General features: G+C 64.8%; 18 protein-coding genes. 5 read left to right on the forward strand and 13 right to left on the reverse strand.

What is annotated here, in order from left to right; all coding sequences use genetic code 11:
* Position 1 precedes the first annotated feature (1 nt).
* The 4 genes from leuS to ACEN9Q_RS23305 form a co-directional block, all read right to left on the reverse strand.
* The gene (gene leuS, locus ACEN9Q_RS23290) at positions 2-2,662 is read right to left on the reverse strand and encodes a leucine--tRNA ligase (RefSeq protein ID WP_056438651.1); all 2,661 of its coding nucleotides are present in this window, start codon (positions 2,660-2,662) and stop codon (positions 2-4) included.
* Positions 2,663-2,796: 134 nt separating this feature from the next.
* Positions 2,797-3,123 (reverse strand): barstar family protein, encoded by a 327-nt coding sequence (locus ACEN9Q_RS23295; protein ID WP_056438466.1) that lies wholly within the window; start codon positions 3,121-3,123, stop codon positions 2,797-2,799.
* 180 nt (positions 3,124-3,303) lie between these two features.
* The gene (dapB, locus tag ACEN9Q_RS23300) at positions 3,304-4,113 is read right to left on the reverse strand and encodes a 4-hydroxy-tetrahydrodipicolinate reductase (protein ID WP_056438655.1); all 810 of its coding nucleotides are present in this window, start codon (positions 4,111-4,113) and stop codon (positions 3,304-3,306) included.
* The gene (locus tag ACEN9Q_RS23305) at positions 4,113-4,736 is read right to left on the reverse strand and encodes an outer membrane protein assembly factor BamE (RefSeq protein ID WP_229412609.1); all 624 of its coding nucleotides are present in this window, start codon (positions 4,734-4,736) and stop codon (positions 4,113-4,115) included. The genes dapB and ACEN9Q_RS23305 overlap by 1 nt, the downstream gene beginning before the upstream one ends.
* Positions 4,737-4,818: 82 nt before the next feature.
* On the opposite strand from ACEN9Q_RS23305, the gene fur reads away from it, so the two are divergent.
* Positions 4,819-5,247 (forward strand): ferric iron uptake transcriptional regulator, encoded by a 429-nt coding sequence (gene fur, locus ACEN9Q_RS23310; protein ID WP_036234473.1) that lies wholly within the window; start codon positions 4,819-4,821, stop codon positions 5,245-5,247.
* Between the two features lie 41 nt (positions 5,248-5,288).
* On the opposite strand, the gene ACEN9Q_RS23315 is transcribed toward fur, so the two are convergent.
* The 3 genes from ACEN9Q_RS23315 to ACEN9Q_RS23325 form a co-directional block, all read right to left on the reverse strand.
* Complete coding sequence (locus ACEN9Q_RS23315; RefSeq protein ID WP_495625417.1) at positions 5,289-6,260, reverse strand: IS110 family RNA-guided transposase; 972 nt, start codon at positions 6,258-6,260, stop codon at positions 5,289-5,291.
* Between the two features lie 318 nt (positions 6,261-6,578).
* Entirely contained in the window at positions 6,579-7,592 is a 1,014-nt protein-coding gene (gene hrcA / locus ACEN9Q_RS23320) for a heat-inducible transcriptional repressor HrcA (protein ID WP_056438468.1), read from the reverse strand.
* Between the two features lie 72 nt (positions 7,593-7,664).
* Positions 7,665-8,375: an HAD family hydrolase gene (locus ACEN9Q_RS23325; RefSeq protein WP_495626193.1), complete on the reverse strand. Its 711-nt coding sequence runs from the start codon at positions 8,373-8,375 to the stop codon at positions 7,665-7,667.
* Positions 8,376-8,605: 230 nt separating this feature from the next.
* On the opposite strand from ACEN9Q_RS23325, the gene ACEN9Q_RS23330 reads away from it, so the two are divergent.
* Positions 8,606-9,208 (forward strand): hypothetical protein, encoded by a 603-nt coding sequence (locus ACEN9Q_RS23330; RefSeq protein ID WP_056438474.1) that lies wholly within the window; start codon positions 8,606-8,608, stop codon positions 9,206-9,208.
* A gap of 16 nt (positions 9,209-9,224) precedes the next feature.
* Positions 9,225-9,959, forward strand: coding sequence for a hypothetical protein (locus ACEN9Q_RS23335; protein WP_495626194.1), 735 nt, complete (start codon positions 9,225-9,227; stop codon positions 9,957-9,959).
* A 379-nt stretch (positions 9,960-10,338) separates the two neighbouring features.
* Here ACEN9Q_RS23335 and ACEN9Q_RS23340 read toward each other — a convergent pair whose 3' ends face one another.
* Positions 10,339-10,533: a hypothetical protein gene (locus tag ACEN9Q_RS23340; RefSeq protein WP_495626195.1), complete on the reverse strand. Its 195-nt coding sequence runs from the start codon at positions 10,531-10,533 to the stop codon at positions 10,339-10,341.
* A gap of 29 nt (positions 10,534-10,562) precedes the next feature.
* Complete coding sequence (locus ACEN9Q_RS23345; RefSeq protein ID WP_495626196.1) at positions 10,563-10,757, reverse strand: hypothetical protein; 195 nt, start codon at positions 10,755-10,757, stop codon at positions 10,563-10,565.
* Positions 10,758-10,995: 238 nt separating this feature from the next.
* Here ACEN9Q_RS23345 and ACEN9Q_RS23350 point away from each other — a divergent pair, with 238 nt between their 5' ends.
* A complete protein-coding gene (locus ACEN9Q_RS23350) occupies positions 10,996-11,799 on the forward strand; it encodes a DUF6851 domain-containing protein (RefSeq protein ID WP_495626197.1) in 804 nt (267 codons plus the stop codon).
* Here ACEN9Q_RS23350 and rsmA read toward each other — a convergent pair.
* From rsmA to ACEN9Q_RS23370, 4 genes are read right to left on the reverse strand one after another with little or no spacing between them, the layout of a single operon-like run.
* On the reverse strand, positions 11,794-12,573 hold the full coding sequence (rsmA, locus tag ACEN9Q_RS23355; protein ID WP_495626198.1) for a 16S rRNA (adenine(1518)-N(6)/adenine(1519)-N(6))-dimethyltransferase RsmA: 780 nt from the start codon (positions 12,571-12,573) through the stop codon (positions 11,794-11,796). The genes ACEN9Q_RS23350 and rsmA overlap by 6 nt on opposite strands.
* Positions 12,574-12,578: 5 nt before the next feature.
* Positions 12,579-13,640, reverse strand: a complete 1,062-nt coding sequence (pdxA, locus tag ACEN9Q_RS23360) for a 4-hydroxythreonine-4-phosphate dehydrogenase PdxA (RefSeq protein ID WP_495626199.1) — start codon at positions 13,638-13,640, stop codon at positions 12,579-12,581.
* Between the two features lies 1 nt (position 13,641).
* Positions 13,642-15,072 (reverse strand): peptidylprolyl isomerase, encoded by a 1,431-nt coding sequence (locus tag ACEN9Q_RS23365; RefSeq protein ID WP_495626200.1) that lies wholly within the window; start codon positions 15,070-15,072, stop codon positions 13,642-13,644.
* Between the two features lie 46 nt (positions 15,073-15,118).
* The gene (locus ACEN9Q_RS23370) at positions 15,119-17,392 is read right to left on the reverse strand and encodes an LPS-assembly protein LptD (protein ID WP_495626201.1); all 2,274 of its coding nucleotides are present in this window, start codon (positions 17,390-17,392) and stop codon (positions 15,119-15,121) included.
* 301 nt (positions 17,393-17,693) lie between these two features.
* Here ACEN9Q_RS23370 and ACEN9Q_RS23375 point away from each other — a divergent pair, with 301 nt between their 5' ends.
* On the forward strand, positions 17,694-19,343 hold the full coding sequence (locus ACEN9Q_RS23375; protein WP_495626202.1) for a PKD domain-containing protein: 1,650 nt from the start codon (positions 17,694-17,696) through the stop codon (positions 19,341-19,343).
* Positions 19,344-19,357: the final 14 nt, after the last annotated feature.

Below are 19,357 nucleotides of genomic sequence, written 5' to 3' on the forward strand. Positions count from 1 at the left end.
CTTACACCACGATGTTGATCAACTTGCCGGGGACGACGATGACCTTCTTCGGCGTGCCTTCGACGAACTTCTGCGCCGCTTCCGACGCCAGCGCGGCGGCTTCGATGGCGGCCTTGTCGGCATCCTTCGGCACTTTCACCGAACCGCGCAGCTTGCCGTTCACCTGGATCATCATCTCGACCTCGGCCTGTTCCAGCGCGGCCGGGTCCACTTCCGGCCAGGCCACGTTGAGGATGTCGCCGTACTTGCCGGCGTACCCCAGTTCCTGCCAGAGCGCGTGCGTGATGTGCGGCGCGACCGGGTTCAGCATGCGCAGGAAGATCGACAGGCCTTCCGTGATCACGGCGTCGCTTGCCGCCGATGCGGCGTCCCGACCTTCGGCCAGCTTGGCCGACTCCAGCGTATTGAGCATCTTCATGCACGCCGAGACGACCGTGTTGTACTGGATGCGCTTGAAGTCGTAGTCGGCCTGCTGCAGCACCTTGTGCACTTCGCGGCGCAGCGTCTTCTGCGATTCGTCCAGAGTGCCGTGCTGCTGTGCGGCCAGCGCAGCGGCCACGCGCTCGCGCTGGGCATAGCCGAACGCCCAGACGCGGCGCAGGAAGCGGCTCGCGCCTTCCACGCCCGACTCCGACCATTCCAACGTCTGCTCCGGCGGCGCGGCGAACATCGTGAACAGGCGGGCCGTATCGGCGCCGTACTGCTCGATCTGCGCCTGCGGGTCGATGCCGTTGTTCTTCGACTTCGACATCTTCTCGGTGCCGCCGATGACGACCGGCTGGCCGTCGTCCTTCAGCACCGCGGACTGCGGACGGCCGCGCTCATCGAACGTCAGGGTCACGTCGGCCGGGTTGTACCAGGTCTTCTTGCCCGACTCTTCTTCGCGATAATAGGTCTCGTTCAGCACCATGCCCTGCGTGAGCAGGTTGACGAACGGCTCGTCGAATTTCACGAGGCCGAAGTCGCGCATGACCTTCGTCCAGAAGCGCGCGTACAGCAGGTGCAGCACGGCGTGTTCGATGCCGCCGATGTACTGGTCCATCGGCATCCAGTAATCGTTGCGGGCCGGATCGACCATCGCGTCGTTCGAACCCGGCGACGTATAGCGCATGTAGTACCAGGACGAATCGATGAACGTGTCCATCGTGTCCGTCTCGCGGCGCGCGGGCGCGCCGCAGCACGGGCAGTCGACCTTCAGGAAGGCTTCGTGTTTCTTGAGCGGGTTGCCGCTGCCGTCCGGGACGCAGTCTTCCGGCAGCACGACCGGCAGGTCCTTCTCGGGGACCGGCACCGTGCCGCACTTGTCGCAGTGGATCATCGGGATCGGCGTGCCCCAGTAGCGCTGGCGCGAGATGCCCCAGTCGCGCAGGCGGAACGTGACCTTCTTGTCGCCCAGGCCCAGGTTCGCGAGGTCGCCTGCGACGGCATTCACCGCCGACGTGTAATCGAGGCCGTCGTACTTGCCCGAGTCGACGACGACGCCGCGCTCCTTGTCGCCGTACCACTCCTGCCAGCCGTCCAGCGAGAAGGTCTCGCCTTCCACGGCGATGACCTGCTTGATCGGCAGATCGTATTTTTGCGCGAACGCGAAATCGCGCTCGTCATGGGCCGGCACGCCCATCACGGCGCCGTCGCCGTACGTGATCAGGACGTAGTTGCCGACCCAGACCGGCACCTGCTCGCCGGAGATCGGATGCGTGACGAACAGGCCGGTCGGCATGCCCTTCTTTTCCATCGTCGCCATGTCGGCTTCGATGACGGAACCCTGCTTGCACTCGGCGATGAACGCCTGCAGTTCCGGATTGTCCTTGGCGGCATGCTGCGCGAGCGCGTGTTCCGGCGCGACGGCGCAGAAGGTCACGCCCATGATCGTGTCGGCGCGCGTCGTGAAGACGTACATCTTGCCGTCGTTGATGAGCTCACCCTGCTCGTCCATGATCACGTGCGGGAACGCGAAACGCACGCCGGTCGACTTGCCGATCCAGTTGGCCTGCATGATGCGCACGCGCTCCGGCCAGCCCGGCAGCTTGTTCTCGACGTGGTCCAGCAGTTCGTCGGCGTAGTCCGTGATGCGCACGTAGTACATCGGGATCTCGCGCTTTTCGACCGTCGCGCCCGAGCGCCAGCCGCGGCCGTCGATGACCTGCTCGTTGGCGAGCACGGTCTGGTCGACCGGGTCCCAGTTCACGGTGCCGGTCTTCTGGTAGATGATGCCCTTCTCGAGCATCTTGAGGAACATCCACTGGTTCCACTTGTAGTAGTCCGGCTTGCAGGCCGTCATTTCGCGCGACCAGTCGATCGCGAGGCCCATCGACTCCATCTGGCCGCGCATGTGGGCGATGTTCGAATACGTCCACTGGGCCGGCGGCACGTTGTTGGCCATCGCCGCGTTCTCGGCGGGCATGCCGAAGGCGTCCCAGCCCATCGGCATCAGCACGTTGTAGCCGTTCATCCGCAGATAGCGGTACATCACGTCATTGATCGTATAGTTGCGCACGTGACCCATGTGCAGCTTGCCCGACGGGTAGGGCAGCATCGAGCAGGCGTAATACTTGCCTTTCGGGAAACGCGGGTCGTTCTCGACGGCTTTATACGCGTCGATCGACTTCCAGTAGGCCTGCGCGGCCTGTTCGACTTCGGCTGGACTATATTTATCTTGCATGGTGTTCTGCGGACTGAAGGAGGTGAGCAGAACATTATACCGGTCGTTCGGCATGGTGGGCACGGGGTGCCCACCCTACGATACCGTCGCATTGCCGTAGGGTGGGCTCGCCGAGCCCTCCAAATGCATGCAAATCAGCGCAGCTCGAGCTCTAGGGCCGGCTTCTCGCCGTAATCCTCATAGCGCTCGTTGATGCCGATGATGCAGAACGCCATCTCTTCCAGCACGTCCGGCGCCCGTTCGCGCAGGGCTTCCGAGTGCGTCACGACGATGTGCAGCACCTCGTCCTTTTTCAGGCGGACGCTGCTCATGCCGTCTTCATCGCGCAGATAGCTCAGGCAATCGACCCAGGAATCCATGGAGTGCGCATACGAATCGGGAAAGCCGAACGCACGCCGGCTCTCGACGTGGAAGCTTTCCGCGTCGGTGATCGCGGCGCCGTTCAATTCGACGGTGGCCATGGAAGATCTCCTGTCAGGTAACATAAAACGACGTCGCCCCTGCGCAGGCAGGGCCCAAGTTTGCATGCGCAGTCGGTCGGCCTGCAAAACCGGATCCCCGCCTCCGCGGGGACGACGGCAGTCATGGAGAGTATGCCAGCAGATCGCCGGCAAAGCCGTCCAGTTCGGCGGGCGTGTGCGTCAGCCCTTGAGGCCGAGCACGTCCTGCATGTCGTACAGGCCGGTCGGCTTGTCGGCCAGGAAGCGCGCGGCGCGCAGCGAGCCCTGGGCGTAGCTGACGCGGCTGCTCGATTTGTGGCTGATCTCGATGCGCTCGCCGATGCCGGCGAACAGCACGGTGTGGTCGCCCACGATGTCGCCGCCGCGCACGGTGGCGAAGCCGATCGTCGACGGGTCGCGCTCGCCGGTCACGCCTTCGCGGCCGTAGACGGCGCATTCCTTGAGGTCGCGGCCGAGGGCGTCGGCGATGACTTCACCCATCTTGAGCGCCGTGCCGGACGGGGCGTCGACCTTGTGGCGGTGGTGGGCTTCGATGATCTCGATGTCATAGCCCTCGGCAAAATTCTTGGCCGCCAGCTCCAGCAGCTTCATCGTGACATTGACGCCGATACTCATGTTCGGGGCGAACATGATCGCGGTCTTGTCGGCGGCGGCGCGGATGGCGGCCTTGCCGGCGTCGTCGAAACCGGTGGTGCCGATGATCATCTTGATGCCGTGCGCGGCGCAGTACTCCAGGTGGCGCAGCGTGCCTTCCGGACGCGTGAAGTCGATCAGGAAATCGGCGTCGGCCAGGCCCTTGTCGAGGTCGGACTGGATCACGATGCCGGTCAGCTGGCCGGAAAACGCGCCGGCGTCCGCATTGATGAACGGGGTGCCTTCGCGGTCGAGGGCGCCGGCCAGCCGGGCGTCCGGCGCGGCCGCGATGGTTTCGATCAGCATGCGGCCCATGCGGCCGCTGGCGCCGGCGACGGCGATTTTCAGTTGGGTCATCATTGTCCTCCGCCGCCACCGCCTTTGGCTGCCTCGTCGCGCTTGCGCTTGAGTTCGTCCAACGACTCCTGCTCGGATTGGGTTTCGTATTTGGAGATGCCGATCAGGCGATTGATGTATTCGCGTTCCGTCGGCAGGTTGCCGCCGTCAAAGTGGTCGACCTTGTCGTCCTTGAAAAAGACGGTGACGCGGCTGGTGGTCAGCTCGCCGTTGCCGCGCGCGAGGTAGAACGGATAATCCCAGCGGTCCGCGTGGAAGGCATCCTGCAGCAGCGGGGTGCCGAGGATAAATTTCACCTGGTCGCGGGTCTGGCCGACTTTCAGCTGGTTCAGCATTTCCTGCGAGACGAAGTTGCCCTGCTGGATGTCCGGGCGGTAGGGCGAGAAGATCCAGAGGAATTTCTGCAGCTTGGTGACGGTCGTCGTCTGCGCGCCGGAATTCGCGATTGCCGCGGACTTGCCGGCATCGGCGGCGACCGCGGACGGAGCGGTGCTCACCGGGGCTGCCGGCTGGGTCTGGTTGCGCCAGGCGGCGCAGCCGGACAGCGCCAACGTCATGCAGGCGAGGCCGGCCACGAGCGCTGCCCGGGCGTGGGAACGATGTAAAACGGCGTTAATGCGCATATCTGACCTTAAAAATCGATGAGGCGGGAGCTATCAAAACGCTATATCATAAAGCACTCCGCCCATATCCGAGTAACAAAACATGAGCAACAATCCAACCGACCTGAAAGCCAGCGGCCTGAAAGCGACCTTGCCTCGGCTAAAAATCCTGGAAATTTTCCAGAACAGCGCGGTGCGGCACCTGACGGCGGAAGACGTGTACAAGACCCTGCTGAACGAAAATATGGACGTTGGCCTGGCGACCGTCTACCGGGTGCTGACCCAGTTCGAGCAGGCCGGCCTGTTGAACCGCAATCACTTTGAAACCGGCAAGGCGATCTACGAGCTGAACGCCGGATCGCACCACGACCACCTCGTCTGCCTCGATTGCGGCCACGTGGAAGAGTTCTACGACGACGAAATCGAAAGCCGCCAGCAAAAGATCGCCAGCGAACGCGGCTTCAAGATCGCCGAGCACGCGCTGGCCATCTACGGCCACTGCCAGAAGACCGACTGCCCGCACCGGCACTAAACCAGGCGCAAACCGGTAGATACCGTCTTGTGCGTCAAGCTTCACATGGCGTAATTCGGGTCATATGGCCTGCCTGAGTGCACAACACCAAAGCACAGGTGGGCCAGCTTGCGCATGCAGGCACCGATGACGGCCATCTTGGTCTTGCCTTTGGCGAGCAAACGGTCGCTGAAGGATTTGATGTGAGGGTTCCAGCGGCGGGCCACCACGGCTGGCATGTAAAGCAGCTTGCGCAGGTGCGATGGGCCAGCCTTGGATAGGCGAGGACGTTTATGCACCGACGAACCTGAGTCCCACTGTACCGGCACCAGGCCAAGATAAGCGGCCAGTTGCTCGGCAGTGTCGAAGGTTTTAGCGGCAAACAGCGCGGTCAGGTTACTCGAGACACGCTCGCCCACGCCAGGAATCGTCTCCAGCAGATCCTGCTTGTTGCGCAAATCAGGATCGTTGTCGATATGCTCTTCGATCATCTGTTCCAGACGCTTGAGCTCAGCCTGCAAAAACCTGAGCGACTGCATGATCGACTGCTTGACCTCGTCCGGTGATACACCGAAATCGATGGCCTCCTGACGGTTTTGTTCGCGCTGCAAATCATCGGCAATAGCGTCACGGCGCGTCAGCAGGGCTTTCAGGTGACGCGCAGATTTCGACGGCGGTTGCCAAGCTACGGGTTTCAATGTCTCGCCGTAGCGCGCCAGTACGGTACTGTCGGCTTTATCGGTCTTGTTCTTGACGCCCAGTCCTTGGGCAAACTGCCGCAGCTGGGCCGGATTAGCCAGTGACAGTTTCAAGCCCGCATCGGTCAGCGCCAGCGCGGCCGGTTCGTGATACACACCGGTCGGCTCCATGATCACATGCGCATCAGGCGCTTTGTTTGTGGCCAGCCATTCAATCAGTTCTTCGAATCCAGCCTTTGTGTTGGATAACGATTTGGACTTCAACTTGCCGTTCTTAGTATCGAGCAGCATGCAGTCCAGTTTTTTCTTCGAAACGTCTACGCCAAGATAAAACATTTGATCTTCCTTGTGTTCTTGATTTTCCCTATCCACTCCACACTCGCCTTGTACATGCAGGGTCAGAGCCCTCGGATACCGTCCAGTGTTCAGTCATGGGGTGGGGAGAGGTGAAGGGCCTAATCTACTCCACAAGGTCAACGCCTTCAGGGTGGGCACAAGCTGGTCTTCACCTCAGTTAGTGGTAGCTAATCACCAACACGCTCAAGATACAAGGGTGGGCATTTGAGGCCGGGGGCCTCAAATGAAACGTGCCCACGCGTAACATATGCGGTACGCGAACGTCACGCGTGGGCGGAGGCCGCCCACCCTACGCCCTCATGTGTGGCTCAGCGCGCTCGACAGCAGCTTGGCCGTGATGTCGACGATCGGGATCACGCGCTCGTACGCCATGCGCGTGGGGCCGATGACGCCGAGGGTGCCGACGATCTTGCCGTTCACTTCGTACGACGCCGTGACGACGCTCATCTCGTCCATCGGCACGAGCTTCGATTCGCCACCGATGAAGATCTGCACGCCGCCGGCCCGGCTCGATACGTCGAGCAATTGCATCAGGCCGGTTTTCTGCTCGAACATCTCGAACATCTGGCGCAGCGAGGTCATGTTGGAAGACAGGTCGGCCACGGACAGCAGGTTGCGCTCGCCCGCGATCACCATGTCGTCCGTCTCGGCCAGCGCTTCGCTACCCGCCTCCACCGCGGCCTGCATCAGGCGTCCCATGTCGTCGCGCAGCTGGCGCAGTTCGCCCGTCAGGCGGCCGCGCACCTCGTCGAACGACAGGCCGGCGAAATGCTGGTTCAGGTAATTGGCCGATTGAATCAGCTCGGTCGGCGTGTAGTCGACGTCGGTCAGCAGCAGGCGGTTCTGCACGTCGCCGCGCGGGTCGACGATGACGAGCAGGATGCGCTTTTCCGACAGGCGCAGGAATTCGATCTGCTGGAACGCCGATTCGCGCCGCGGGCTCTGCACGACGCCGGCGAACTGCGACAGCGACGACAGCATCTGGGCCGCGTTGGCGATCATCTTCTGCGGCTGGTGCGCGGGCAGGCGCATGCCGGCCTCGACGGCGTTCTCGTCGATCTGCTGCACGGTCAACAGCGTGTCGACGAACAGGCGGTAGCCGCGCGGCGTCGGAATGCGGCCGGCCGACGTGTGCGGACTGGCGACATAACCCATTTCCTCGAGGTCGGCCATGATGTTGCGGATCGTGGCGGGCGAGAGGTCGAGGCCGGAAATCTTCGACAGCGCGCGCGAACCGACCGGCTGGCCGTCGGCGATGTAGCGCTCGACCAGGGCTTTCAACAGGGTTTGTGCACGGTTATCGAGTTGCATGGCCTTGGAACGGAACGGACTGTCCGGTTGTTGTCATTTCTTTCATTATGCACGTTCGATCGACGGTGTGCTTCATCCGTGTTCGCGCTTGAGCCAGTCGAGCAGTTCGTCGAAGTCGCGCACGATCGCATCCGGCACCACTTCGTGTTCCAGGTGCCGGCTCGACCCCGTGCGGTTCATCCACACCGCGCGCAGGCCGGCGCGCTGGGCGCCCTGCACGTCGAGCAGCACGTCGTCGCCGACATACACCGCATCCTCCGGCGCCACGCCCAGTTCCGCGCACGCGGCCAGGAAGATCGACGCATCCGGCTTGGCCACGCCGAACTGCGACGCCGCCACCGACACCTTGAAATGGTGCGACAGGCCGATCGTCCGCAAGTCGGCATTGCCGTTCGAAATCGAGCCGATCAGCACTTGGTTCTTCAGGCGCAGCAGGCCCGGCAGCACGTCGTCGTACGGGACCACGGCATTGCGCGCGGCGAAAAACTGCGCCATCGCATGCTCGACCTTGGCGGCATCCTCGCCCGCTTCCTGGAATGCATCCACGAGGCCGGCATGGCGCAGCTTGCCGAGGTCGAGGTGGAATTCGGGCTTGCGCGCCAGCAGTTCCAGGCGCGCCTGGCGCAGGGTGTCGATGGTAAAGCGCTCGGCCACGCGCGGCGCGTGCTCGCGCAACCATGCGAACAACGTCTCTTCGGCCTGCAGGATCACGGGGGCGATGGGCCACAGCGTGTCGTCGAGGTCGAACAGGATGGCCTTGGGCCAGGCACGGCGCGTGTTCATGTGGGATTGCGGCTCCGGAAACGAAGCTTGGACAGTGGAAAGGAGCCAGTCAAGCATAACGAGGGCGGCGCCGAAAAGCAATGCCGCGCCGGACACGGGCTCATGGTTACACCGTGATACAAAGGCAAATGAGGCCGTTGCTTGGCAAATGCACTAAAATGATGGGTATTTTTCTATTCGGCCGTACCGGCGCCGCCTTCGCGCGCCACTCATTCCATTGTGGAGATTTTATGAAGAGCTCGATCCTGCGTGCCGGCGTTGTAGCGCTGGCATGCGCGCTGGGCCTGTCCGCCTGCGGCGGCGGGAGCGGCGACCTGTACCTGACCGGCACGGTTGGCAACGTCACCAAGGACGGTCTGGTGCTGACCAATAACGGCGAAGACCTTGCCGTGACGGCGCCCTATACGTCGTTCCAGTTCAATAACCGGATTTCGACGGACGACCAGTTCAACATCACGGTCAAGGCCGTTCCGTCGAACGTTGCCAAGATCGACGATTGCACAGTGAACAACGGCAAGGCGCGCGCCAACTACTACACGATCGCCCAGATCAGCGTTACGTGCAAAATCATTCAGCATCCGCTGACGGCGTCGATCAAGAACCTGACGGGCAGCGGCCTCGTGATCGTCAACGGCGATGATCGCCATGACGTCCCGGCGGGCACCACCTCGGTGCCGTTCGCGACGGTGTACGAGGACGGCGCCTACGGCGTCACCGTCCTGCAGCAGCCGGCCGGCCAGACCTGCACGGTCAGCGGCGGCAGCAGCGGCAACGGCGCGGGCATCATGGGCTCGGCCGCCGAGGGTACGACCGTCACCGTCACCTGCTCTTAATCCTGGAGAGACCTACATGAAGTTTTCTTTCGCGCGTCCGGCCCTCGCCCTCGCGATCATGGCGACGCTGGCCTCCTGCGGCGGCGGCGGCAAGGCCACGTTCCCGATCAACGTCACGGTCAGCAATGTGCGATACCCGGGCCTCGTCCTGAGCACGAACGGCCAGGACTTGACCGTCAACCCGCCGTCCGCCACCAGTGCGACGGACGCCACTGTCCCGGATGTCGTCCTCACCTTCCCGAACACGATCGAGTACGGCCAGGAGTATGAAGTGGTCCCGAAAGGCGCCACCGTCGTCAGCCATGCCGCCACGGGCGGCGCCCTGCCGAAACACCAGCAGTGCTCGCCGAACCTGTTCCCGGCATACGGCACGGCCGGCCAGCTGGCCAAGATCGACATCCGCTATGTGTGTGCGATCATCGCGTATCCGCTTACCGGCACCGTCAAGGGCCTGACCGGCACCGGCCTCGTCCTCGCCAACGGCAGTACGACGGGCACCATCCCTGTCAGCCCCGCCGTGGACGCCAACAATGCCCCGACCGGCGCGGACGTGCCCCTGACGATGAACTCGGTGCCATACGGCTCGACCTACGGCGTGACCGTCCTGACCCAGCCAACCAGCCCGGCCCAGACCTGCACCGTCGCCGGCGGCACCAACGGCACGGGCGGCGGCACGATGGACGATGCGGCGGAAGCGGCAACGGTCCCTGGCGTAAACAACCTGGTCGTAACCTGCGTGACCAACAAATAAACGGCGCACCACGGCGCGGAGGAGATATATAAGTTTCGCATATCGAATATCCAAAACAGAAATTGGACTGATATGCTGTAGTGCAGCATAATTGCACCTGTCTCCTCCAACTCTCCTCAGAAAGAATTGGATTTAAGCCCGCCTCAACAGCGGGCTTTTTTTTGCCCGCGATCGGCGAAGGGGCGCCTTGGAACCGGCGGCGGCATGCCGTCGATGTCCTCATCGGGTGCGTGGTCTGGTGCGGTGTGCGGCCTGTGCGGCCTGCTTCGTACGGCGCCGTCGCGCTGCGTGGCAGCCGGGCCGTTCTGTCTTCATTCTCTGCCGGGCGGCAGCCGGTTCAATCTCTTGCTCAATCTTTTGCGCTGCTGCGCGCGCCGCGTCAGGCGCGCGATTTCTCGACGGTAGCGAGGCGTTTCGCCGTCACCTTGACGACGGCCATCTGCTGGCCCTCGATCGTCACCTGCGCATCGTAGCGCTGATGCCGGGTGACGCTGGCGGCGTGCGCGGCGCTCGTCACACCCACGAGGACGGCGGCTGCGAGGAAGATGGCTTCCATGTTTTTCTGGATGTTCATGACTGTTCTCCTTCGGTCCGGGTCAAGGTTCAGATGGCGGCTTTGTCGACGGTGGCGAGGCGTTTCGCCGTCACTTTGACGACGGCCATCTGCTGGCCTTCGATCGTCACCTGCGCGTCGTAGCGCTGATGCCGGGTAACGCTGGCGGCGTGCGCGGCGCTCGTCACACCCACGAGGACGGCGGCTGCGAGAAAGATGGCTTCCATGTTTTTGAGGACGTTCATTTTGCTTCTCCTGAGTGGTCGTTCGGTTCGTCGGGAGCCGTGATCGGCTTGGTATGGTGTCACTGTAGGCGCGCGCGCCCTTCCCTTCCAGCGGACTGCGACGAACTGCAAAAAACGCAGGATAAAGCGGCGAAAAACCGGATTGTGCGTTGCGGCACAGCAGCCGGCGCATGAGCATGCTCAACAGCCGGGCCGGATTCGCTGGCGATACTCGTCGAGGGCACAAGCGGAGGCAAACATGGGACGGCGGAACATCCTGGAAGTGGAGTCGGACGGGGCAACGGCCCTCCTGGCGGCGCGGCCGGCCGGCACGGTGCCGGGCTGGAATGCGCTGGCGCTACGGTGCGGCGGCACGGCGCAGACGCTGCATACGCTCGCCCTCGTGCATACCTGCATGTACAACGCCTGGGCCGCCTACGACGGCGATGCGCGCCAGACGACGCTCGGCGTCGCCGTGCGCCTGCCCCGCGCCGAGCGCGATGCCGCCAGCAAGACAGCCGCGATGAGCCATGCGGCCCGCAGCGTCCTCGTCGACCTGTTCCCGGAACGGCAGCCGGACGTCGATGCCCACATGGCGGGCCTGGGGCTCGCGCCGGCCGCCGCGGCCGGACAATTCAGCCCGGCGGGCATCGGCCGCGCGCAGGCGGCGGCCATGCTCGACGCCTGCCGCCGGGAGCAACCGTTCGCGCTGATGCCGGCCGAGGTCAACCTGCCGGTCACCGCGGGGCGGCACGCGGTCGCCGAACACTGGTTCCGGCTGGCCCGGCACCTGTCCTTGCGGGACGGGCACGACGACGACCGCGATGTGCTGCTGTTCTTCGTGCTCGCCAATGCCCTGGCCGACGCCGCCATCGCGGCCATGGATGAGAGATCGGTCGACGCCGCCTGCGCCGGCGCCGCGGCCGAAGCGCTGCGCCGCTTCACGGGCAGCGACCGGCCGGACGCGGCCGCGCTCACGGCGGCGGCGGGTCAGGAAGCGGGAAGGAAGATCGGCGCGCGCGTGTTCGACAAGGCGCGCCGTTACCGGCAGGGGAAGTTATGACGCCGGTTTGAGGATGTTCGCCAGCGCCACGTACTGCTCGAGCGCCACGGTTTCCGGACGCGTGCCCGGATCGATGCCGGCATCGACGAGCTGCTGTTCGGTGAACATGCCCGCCACGCAGTTGCGGATCACCTTGCGGCGCTGCGAGAACGCCTTCTGCACGACGGCTTCGAGCGTGGCCGCGTCGGCCGGCAGCTGGCGCTTCGTCGGCACCATGCGCACGATCGCGGACTCGACCTGCGGCGGCGGATCGAACGCCGTCGGCGGCACGATGAACAGCAGCGCCATGTCGTAGCGCCACTGCAGCATCACGGACAGGCGGCCGTAGGCCTTCGTGCCCGGCTCCGCCACCATGCGCTCCACGACTTCCTTCTGCAGCATGAAGTGCTGGTCCTCGATGACGTGGGCGTAGTCGGCCAGGTGGAACAGCAGCGGGCTGGAGATGTTGTACGGCAGGTTGCCCACCACGCGCAGCTTCTTCCCTTCCGGGACGGGGATGCCGCCGAAATCGAATTTCAGGGCGTCGCCCGCGTGGATGGTCAATCGCTCGCGCGGGTACGCTTTTTCCAGCCGTGCGACGAGGTCGCGGTCCAGCTCCACCACGTGCATGTGGTCGAGCTCCTTGAGCAGCAGCGCCGTCATCGCGGCCAGGCCCGGGCCGATTTCGACCATGGTGTCGCCGCGGCGCGGGGCTATGCCTTCGATGATGTTGTGGAGGACGTTGTCGTCGGTCAGGAAGTTCTGGCCGAAACGCTTGCGGGCTACGTGTTTCATTATTGTTATGCGGGTGGGTTCTGTTGCGCGCGGACCATCGACAGGGCGACGCGGATCGCCTCTTCCATGCTGCCGCAATCGGCCTGGCCCAGGCCTTGCGCGGCCAGGTCGAGCGCCGTGCCGTGGTCGACGGACGTGCGGATCAAGGGCAGGCCGAGCGTGATGTTGACGCCGCGGCCAAAGGTCGCGTGCTTGAGCACGGGCAGGCCCTGGTCGTGGTACATGGCCAGCACGGCGTCGGCGTCCTGCAGGTATTTGGGCTGGAACAGCGTATCGGCCGGATACGGGCCGCGCGCGTCGATGCCGCGCGTACGGGCGTCTTCCAGCACGGGCGTGATGACGTCGATCTCTTCGCGGCCGAGATAGCCGTTCTCGCCCGCGTGCGGGTTCAGGCCCGTCACGAGGATGCGGGGCGACCCGATGCCGAACTTTTTCACCAGATCCGCGTGCAGGATGTCGAGCACCCGCGTGAGGCTGTCACGCGTGATGGCGCTCGATACATCCTTGAGCGGCAGATGGGTCGTGGCCAGCGCCACGCGCACGTACGGCTGATCCGCCCCCGCAGGTGACGCCAATGCGCCCGCGAGCATCATGACGACCTTGGGCGTGCCGGTCTTCTCGGCCAGGTATTCCGTGTGGCCGGAAAACGCGACGCCGGCATCGTTGATGGTGCTCTTTTGCAGCGGCGCCGTGACGATGGCGTCCCACCAGCCGGCCTGCGTGCCTTCGATCGCGAGATCGAGCGTCGCCAGCACGGCGCGGCCGTTGGCGGCGTCCAGCCGGCCCGGCACGACGTGGGCGTCGAGCGGCACGTCGACGACGGGGATCGTGTCCGGACCGAAGTGCGGCAGGCCGCTGTGGCGCAGCGCCAGCGTGGAGATCGCGGACAGGCGGATGCTCGGGTCGATCAGGCTGGCCGTCAGCGACAAGAAGGCGGCATCGCCCACGAGCACGCAGCGGGCCTCGCCGCGCAGCGCCCAGGCCGCGCGGATCGAGATCTCCGGACCGATGCCGGCCGGCTCGCCGACCGTGACGGCCAGCGAAGGGCGTATGCCTGCCTGGGACATCTTATTTGTCCTCGCGGAACTCGACGTAGGCGCGGTCGCGGACCTGGCGGCTCCAGTCTTCCAGGGCTTCCTGGCGCTTGCGGTCGGTGAGGACCTGGCGTGCGGCCGAGCGTTCCTTTTCCTTCGACACGTCCTGCGTCTTGCGCTCGACGACCTCGATCAGGTGCAGGCCGAACGGCGTCTTGATGACGTCCGAGACCTGGCCCGGCTTGAGGGCGTTCATCGGGTTCTCGAATTCCGGCAGCGCGTCGCCCGGATACAGCCAGCCCAGGTCGCCGCCCTTCGAGGCCGAGCCGTCGTTCGAGTACTGGCGCGCCATGTCTTCGAACGTGGCCTGCTTGCTGTCGATCTTCTGCTTGATTTCCAGGAGCTTCTTGCGGGCTTCCTCTTCGGTCTGCGTCGGCGTGATCTTGAGCAGGATGTGGCGCGCGTGCGTCTGCTGCACGACGGCCTGGTCGGGCTTCTGCGCTTCCGCCAGCTTGCGCACGCCCGCGAGCTTGAGGACGTGGAAGCCGACGTTGGTGCGGATCACCGGCGTGACCTGGCCCGGCTTCAGTTTATGCAGTTCGCTCGCGAAGATCGGGGGCAGGCGGTCCGGATCGCGCCAGCCGACCGAGCCGCCTTTCAGCGCGTCCGGCGAATCGGAATACGTGGCGGCCATCTTGGCGAAGTCGGCGCCGGTGCGCAGCTGGCGCTCGACTTCGTCGGCCCTGGCCTTGCGGGCGGCGATCTGTTCGGGCGACGCGTTTTCCGGGATGCGCACGAGGATCTGGGCGATATCCATCTCGACGCGGTCGGCGGCGGCGGCCTTCTCGGCCGCCATGTACGTGTCGATCTCGGCGTCGGTGACCTGGATCTTGCTGTCGACTTCATGCTCGATCAGGCGCTGCATCATGATCTCGTTGCGGATCTGCTCGCGGAACTGGGAGAACGTCAGGCCGTCCTTTTCCATCGCGTTGCGCATGTCCTGCACGGTCATCTTCTGGTTCTCGGCGATGCGGCCGATGGCGCGGTCGAGCGTCGTGTCGTCGACGCGCACGCCCATTTCCTTGGCCAGCTGGAGCTGGGCGCGTTCGGTGATCATGGCCTCGACGACCTGGCGGCGCAGGTCTTCCTCGGCCGGCATCTGGGCACCTTGCGCCTTGAGGCGCTGGGTGATCTCGGCCACGCGCTGGTCGACTTCGCGCCTGGTGATGACCTCGTCGTTGACGATCACGTACACGGAATCGATGACGTGGGCATTGCTGGACGCCGGCGGCAGGAAGCCGGTGCCGGGTTTGGCGGCCGGCTTGGCGGCGGCGGGCTTGGCCGCGGCCGGAGCGCCGGCCGGTGCGGCCTGGGCCAGGACGTCGCCGGTGGCGAGGGCGCACAGCAGCACCGCCGCGAGCTTGAGCTGGTGCGGACGGAGCGGGGACGGGCGGGTAGTACGCATATTCAGGAAAGCACTCATTTCAGGTATCTAGTTGTCCATGGCCCGGTCAGGGGCGGCCGACGTTGGTGTTCAGCCGGGTGTAGCCGGGAATGCTCTTGTTGAAAGTCTCCAGCGGGTTGCCGAACCCCAGGCGCGACAGGCCGTTGAGCTCCAGCTGGAAGAAGATCGGCGTCGAGGTGGTCTGCGCGGCGGTCACGAAACGCTGCGCGCCCATGCGGAACACCCAGCAATCCGCCTTGTACTCGAGCCCCACGAGGCTCTCGAGCAGTTTGCGGTCGCGCACCGAGTAGCTGACCCGGGTCACACCATACCAGCGCTGCGACAGCGGCCACTGGCCCGAGACGTCGGCGTTGCGGAAGCCGTTGGCGATGCCGAAGGTGTCGCGTTGAAAACGGTACTCGACGTTCAACACCTTCATCGGGGCCGGCTGCCACTGCACCCCGACATTCGAGCTGTACAGGCTGCGTGCCTGTGCATCGTATTGTACGCCGCTGTCGAAGGTCCACGACTCCGAAATGCGGCCCGACGCCGCCAGCAGCGCGTCCGAGCGGGTCTGGTTGCTTTGCTCGCTCGAGTTCAGGCGCACGCGCGGGTCGGTGAAATAATAGCGGCTGCCGACCGCGAGGCGCAGGCGCTCGGCGCCGTTGGCCTCGATGAAGCGCGACACGATCGCCGCCGTCAGCTGGTTCGCATCCGACACCTTGTCGGCGCCGACGAAGCGGTTTTCCGTGAACAGCTGGGCGTAATTGAAACCGGCGACGCCCGTATCGAAGTTGGGGATGTCGTCCTGGTTTTTATAGGGGGTGCGCACGTAGAACAGGCGCGGCTCCAGCGTCTGCGTGCCGCCCGACCCGAACAGCGACGACTTGCGCTCGAACACGAGGCCGGAATCCAGCGAGACCGTGGGCAGCACGCGCGAGATCTTGTCGTCGCTGTTGACGTTGTGCGTCAGGTCGTACTGCGTGGCGTGCAGCATCAGCTTGGGCGTGACGAACCAGCCCGGATGCACCCACGGATAACTCACCTGCGCGACCATGTTGGCGCGGTTGCCCTGCACCTGGTTGTCGTCCGGATGCGAAAAGCGCGTGGCTTCCGCATCGACCGCCCAGTCGAAGCCGCCCAGCACGTCGTAGCGGCCGGCGTGGAAGTTCAGCGTCGGCAGGCGGTTGTACGGCGTCGCCACGGTCAGCGCGGGATTCAGCACGGCGCCCGGGTCCTGCAGCACCTGGTAGCTCTGCACGCGCGCCGTCAGGTTCCAGTACTGGCCGTAATAGTCCGTGCGCAGCTCGCGCAGCAGCTGGCGCTCGGCGCTGGCGGCGACGGTGCGCGAGAAGTCCGACGGGTATTCGTTGTCCGAAGCCGCGTGCGCGTTCCAGCCGAACGTCCAGTTGGGCGCCAGGAACTGGTTGTGCAGCGTGTCGACCCACCAGCGGTTGCGGTGCGCCAGGCGGTCGTTGGCGAGGTATTCCAGGTGTGTCTCGCCGCTGTACGGCCCGCGGTCCGTCTCGCCCAGGTAGCGGCCCGTCGCGCCCAGCTGCAGGCCGCGCGCGAAGATATAGCGCGGGAACAGCGTCAGGTCGCGGTTCGGCGCGATGTTGAAGTAATACGGCACCATCAGCTCGGCCGAGCCCTTGGAACCGAAGCCGATCGTGGGCGGCAGCCAGCCGGACCGGCGCGCACCGGACAGCGAGAACGACAGCGCCGGAATGCCGAGGATGGGCACGTCCTTGAAATAGATGATCGTCTTGCCGGCCGTGCCGACGTCGCGGCCCTGGTCCAGGCGCAGCGTGCTCGATTTCAGATACCAGTCGGGATCGGGGCCTTCGCACGTGCTGTACGTGCCGTCGACGACGACGGCCTGGTCCTCGCCGAGGAAGTTGATGCGCTGGGCCTTGCCCTGCGCATTGTTCATGCCCAGGCGATAGGACGGATGCAACACCCAGCCCTTGCCCGTTTCCAGGTTCAGCTGCAGGGCGTCGCCCTTGTAGCGGTCGCCGAAGCGCCACATCGTGATATCGCCTTCGGCCGTGACCTCGTCCTCGACGCGCCGGTAGCACGCCGTGTCCGCGGTGATGCCGGTGGCGCCGCGCGTGATCTCGACGTTGCGTACCATGTTCAGGATGCGGTCCGGGCGGCCGGAAAATTCCTCGGCGCGCATCGTGATCGGGAGATCCTGCTCGTCCGGATGGGCCGGCACGGGCACAGGCGCAGCCGCAGGCGCCGCCGTCTGTGCATACAGCGGCCCCGCGGCCATGGCCACGAGAGCGGACAATGCTGCGGTTCGCCGCGGCGGGAATGGTAGGGCCGTCGTCCAGCTCATGAAAGATCGCGTTGCACCATAGAGGGCGATTTTTGGATTGAATCCCTTATTATATGGGAATTCGTGCGGCACAGTCGCGTTATGCGGCTCGGTAGTAATAATCCGGAAACTCGACGGGAAACCATAACCCATTGATTTTCAAAGGGAAATGAATATTACCGATAGATACAATTTTAACAATAAGAAGTTTCTCTACCCGACGGTCAGGTCAGTATTTGCGATAGCTTGACCTGTTCAATTCTCCAATCCCCTACATTGACTCGTACATGCAATATGCATGAATCACTGAGCGGAGGGAATCATGGGAATCCGATGGACGGGCACGGCTGCACTGGCCGCACGGGCGCTGGTGTTGACGGGAACGATATGGAGCTGCGGAGCCAGCGCGGACAGCGCGCCGCTGTCCCTCTCCGCACAGGCGCGCGGGGACGTGTACGGCATCATCAATCTGGCGCCGCCGCCGATATTCCGGGCATTCATCAATGCGCGCAGCCAGGCGGTGTTCGAATACACCGGACTCGACAACACGCTGCACATCGGCTTTTTCGATGGCCAGCGGGTCATCGACGTCAGCCCGGCCGGCGCCCTGGTCAGCACCCTGGGCGCCCTCAACGACCACGGCGTGGTCGCCGCGCAGACACGGCCGACCATTCCCGACACCTTCCAGCCATTCCGCTGGACGGCCGCGCACGGCCTGACGTTCCTGCCCGATCCGGATCCTGGCGCGGACACGTTCGTCACCGACATCAACAACCGCGGCCAGATCGTCGGCTCGTCCCAGGTCGTGGACCGTGCCGTGCGCTGGGATGCCGCCAACCGCCTGGTGCCGCTGCTGCTGCCGGCCGGCTTCACGCAGTCGTTCGCGGGCGACATCAACGAGTTCAATATCACGGCGGGCGCGGCCACGGCGGCGGACGGCAACAGCCATGCGGTGTTGTGGAACGCGGCCGGGAACCTGATCGACCTGGGCACGTTCGGCGCCATGTCGGCCGTCGCCGGTCCGATCAACAACCGCAACGAGGTGGCGGGCGCCACCATGAACCTGGACTCGGCCGGCAACCAGAACTTCCGCGCATTCCTGTGGAACCGCCGCGACGGCGTCGCCTTCGTCACCCCGCCCGGGCCCAACACCTTCATCTCGGCGCTCAACGAGCGGAGCGAGGCCGTGGGGCGCCTGCTGCCGCCGGATTTCTCCGGCAATCGCGCGTTCTATTTTTCGCGCACGCGCGGCTTCGTCGACCTGCACCGGGCGCCGTTCGTCGAATCGAGCGCGGGCGATATCAATGACCGGGGCACGATCGTCGGCTCGATGATCCGCGCCAATGCCGACGGCAGCCAGACCGAGCTGGCCTTCCGCTGGACCAACTTCGTCGCGGTGGATCTGAACACCCGTCTGCTCAATCCTCCCGCCGGCCTCGTGCTGACCCAGGCCCTGGGCATTTCGGCGACCGGCGACATCGTGGCCAATTCCAACGCCGGGTTGGTGCTGCTGCGCCTGGGCGGGGCGTGCACGGATGCACCGGTGCTGGGCCCGCTGACCCTGAGCGAGCCGGTTCGTCCAGACGTGGCGGCCACGCTCACGCTGTCGTTCAGCGACCGCAATGTGCGCGATACCCATACGGCGACGGTGGACTGGGGCGACGGCAGCGGCCCCCAGGCGGCAGCCGTGCAGGAGAACGACGGCCAGGGCCGGGTCGGCGCCACGCACACGTATGCGGGTTCGGGCGAATTCACGATCGTGGCGAGCGTCACCGATTCCACCGGCAAGACGACGACGACATTCCGCCACGTGACCGTGGAGCTCCCCCCGCCCCCGTCGATCGTTGCCGGCGCCAACACGTCTTCCCCCGCCGCCGCGGCCGGAAGCGCCGCCCCGCGGCGGCGCGCGCTGTTCGGCTCCAAGGTCCCGCCCGCCCTGCAGACTTGGGTGAACAAGGTCCTGAAGAAATAAACAACGGATGCACA

Source organism: Massilia sp. Masssp93 (assembly GCF_059491295.1).

Coding starts and splice junctions, on each gene's coding strand:
- leuS (WP_056438651.1), bottom strand. CDS start 2,662: ATGCAAGATAAATATAGTCCAGCCGAAGTCGAACAGGCCGCGCAGGCC.
- ACEN9Q_RS23295 (WP_056438466.1), bottom strand. CDS start 3,123: ATGGCCACCGTCGAATTGAACGGCGCCGCGATCACCGACGCGGAAAGC.
- dapB (WP_056438655.1), bottom strand. CDS start 4,113: ATGACCCAACTGAAAATCGCCGTCGCCGGCGCCAGCGGCCGCATGGGC.
- ACEN9Q_RS23305 (WP_229412609.1), bottom strand. CDS start 4,736: ATGCGCATTAACGCCGTTTTACATCGTTCCCACGCCCGGGCAGCGCTC.
- fur (WP_036234473.1), top strand. CDS start 4,819: ATGAGCAACAATCCAACCGACCTGAAAGCCAGCGGCCTGAAAGCGACC.
- ACEN9Q_RS23315 (WP_495625417.1), bottom strand. CDS start 6,260: ATGTTTTATCTTGGCGTAGACGTTTCGAAGAAAAAACTGGACTGCATG.
- hrcA (WP_056438468.1), bottom strand. CDS start 7,592: ATGCAACTCGATAACCGTGCACAAACCCTGTTGAAAGCCCTGGTCGAG.
- ACEN9Q_RS23325 (WP_495626193.1), bottom strand. CDS start 8,375: ATGAACACGCGCCGTGCCTGGCCCAAGGCCATCCTGTTCGACCTCGAC.
- ACEN9Q_RS23330 (WP_056438474.1), top strand. CDS start 8,606: ATGAAGAGCTCGATCCTGCGTGCCGGCGTTGTAGCGCTGGCATGCGCG.
- ACEN9Q_RS23335 (WP_495626194.1), top strand. CDS start 9,225: ATGAAGTTTTCTTTCGCGCGTCCGGCCCTCGCCCTCGCGATCATGGCG.
- ACEN9Q_RS23340 (WP_495626195.1), bottom strand. CDS start 10,533: ATGAACATCCAGAAAAACATGGAAGCCATCTTCCTCGCAGCCGCCGTC.
- ACEN9Q_RS23345 (WP_495626196.1), bottom strand. CDS start 10,757: ATGAACGTCCTCAAAAACATGGAAGCCATCTTTCTCGCAGCCGCCGTC.
- ACEN9Q_RS23350 (WP_495626197.1), top strand. CDS start 10,996: ATGGGACGGCGGAACATCCTGGAAGTGGAGTCGGACGGGGCAACGGCC.
- rsmA (WP_495626198.1), bottom strand. CDS start 12,573: ATGAAACACGTAGCCCGCAAGCGTTTCGGCCAGAACTTCCTGACCGAC.
- pdxA (WP_495626199.1), bottom strand. CDS start 13,640: ATGTCCCAGGCAGGCATACGCCCTTCGCTGGCCGTCACGGTCGGCGAG.
- ACEN9Q_RS23365 (WP_495626200.1), bottom strand. CDS start 15,072: ATGCGTACTACCCGCCCGTCCCCGCTCCGTCCGCACCAGCTCAAGCTC.
- ACEN9Q_RS23370 (WP_495626201.1), bottom strand. CDS start 17,392: ATGAGCTGGACGACGGCCCTACCATTCCCGCCGCGGCGAACCGCAGCA.
- ACEN9Q_RS23375 (WP_495626202.1), top strand. CDS start 17,694: ATGGGAATCCGATGGACGGGCACGGCTGCACTGGCCGCACGGGCGCTG.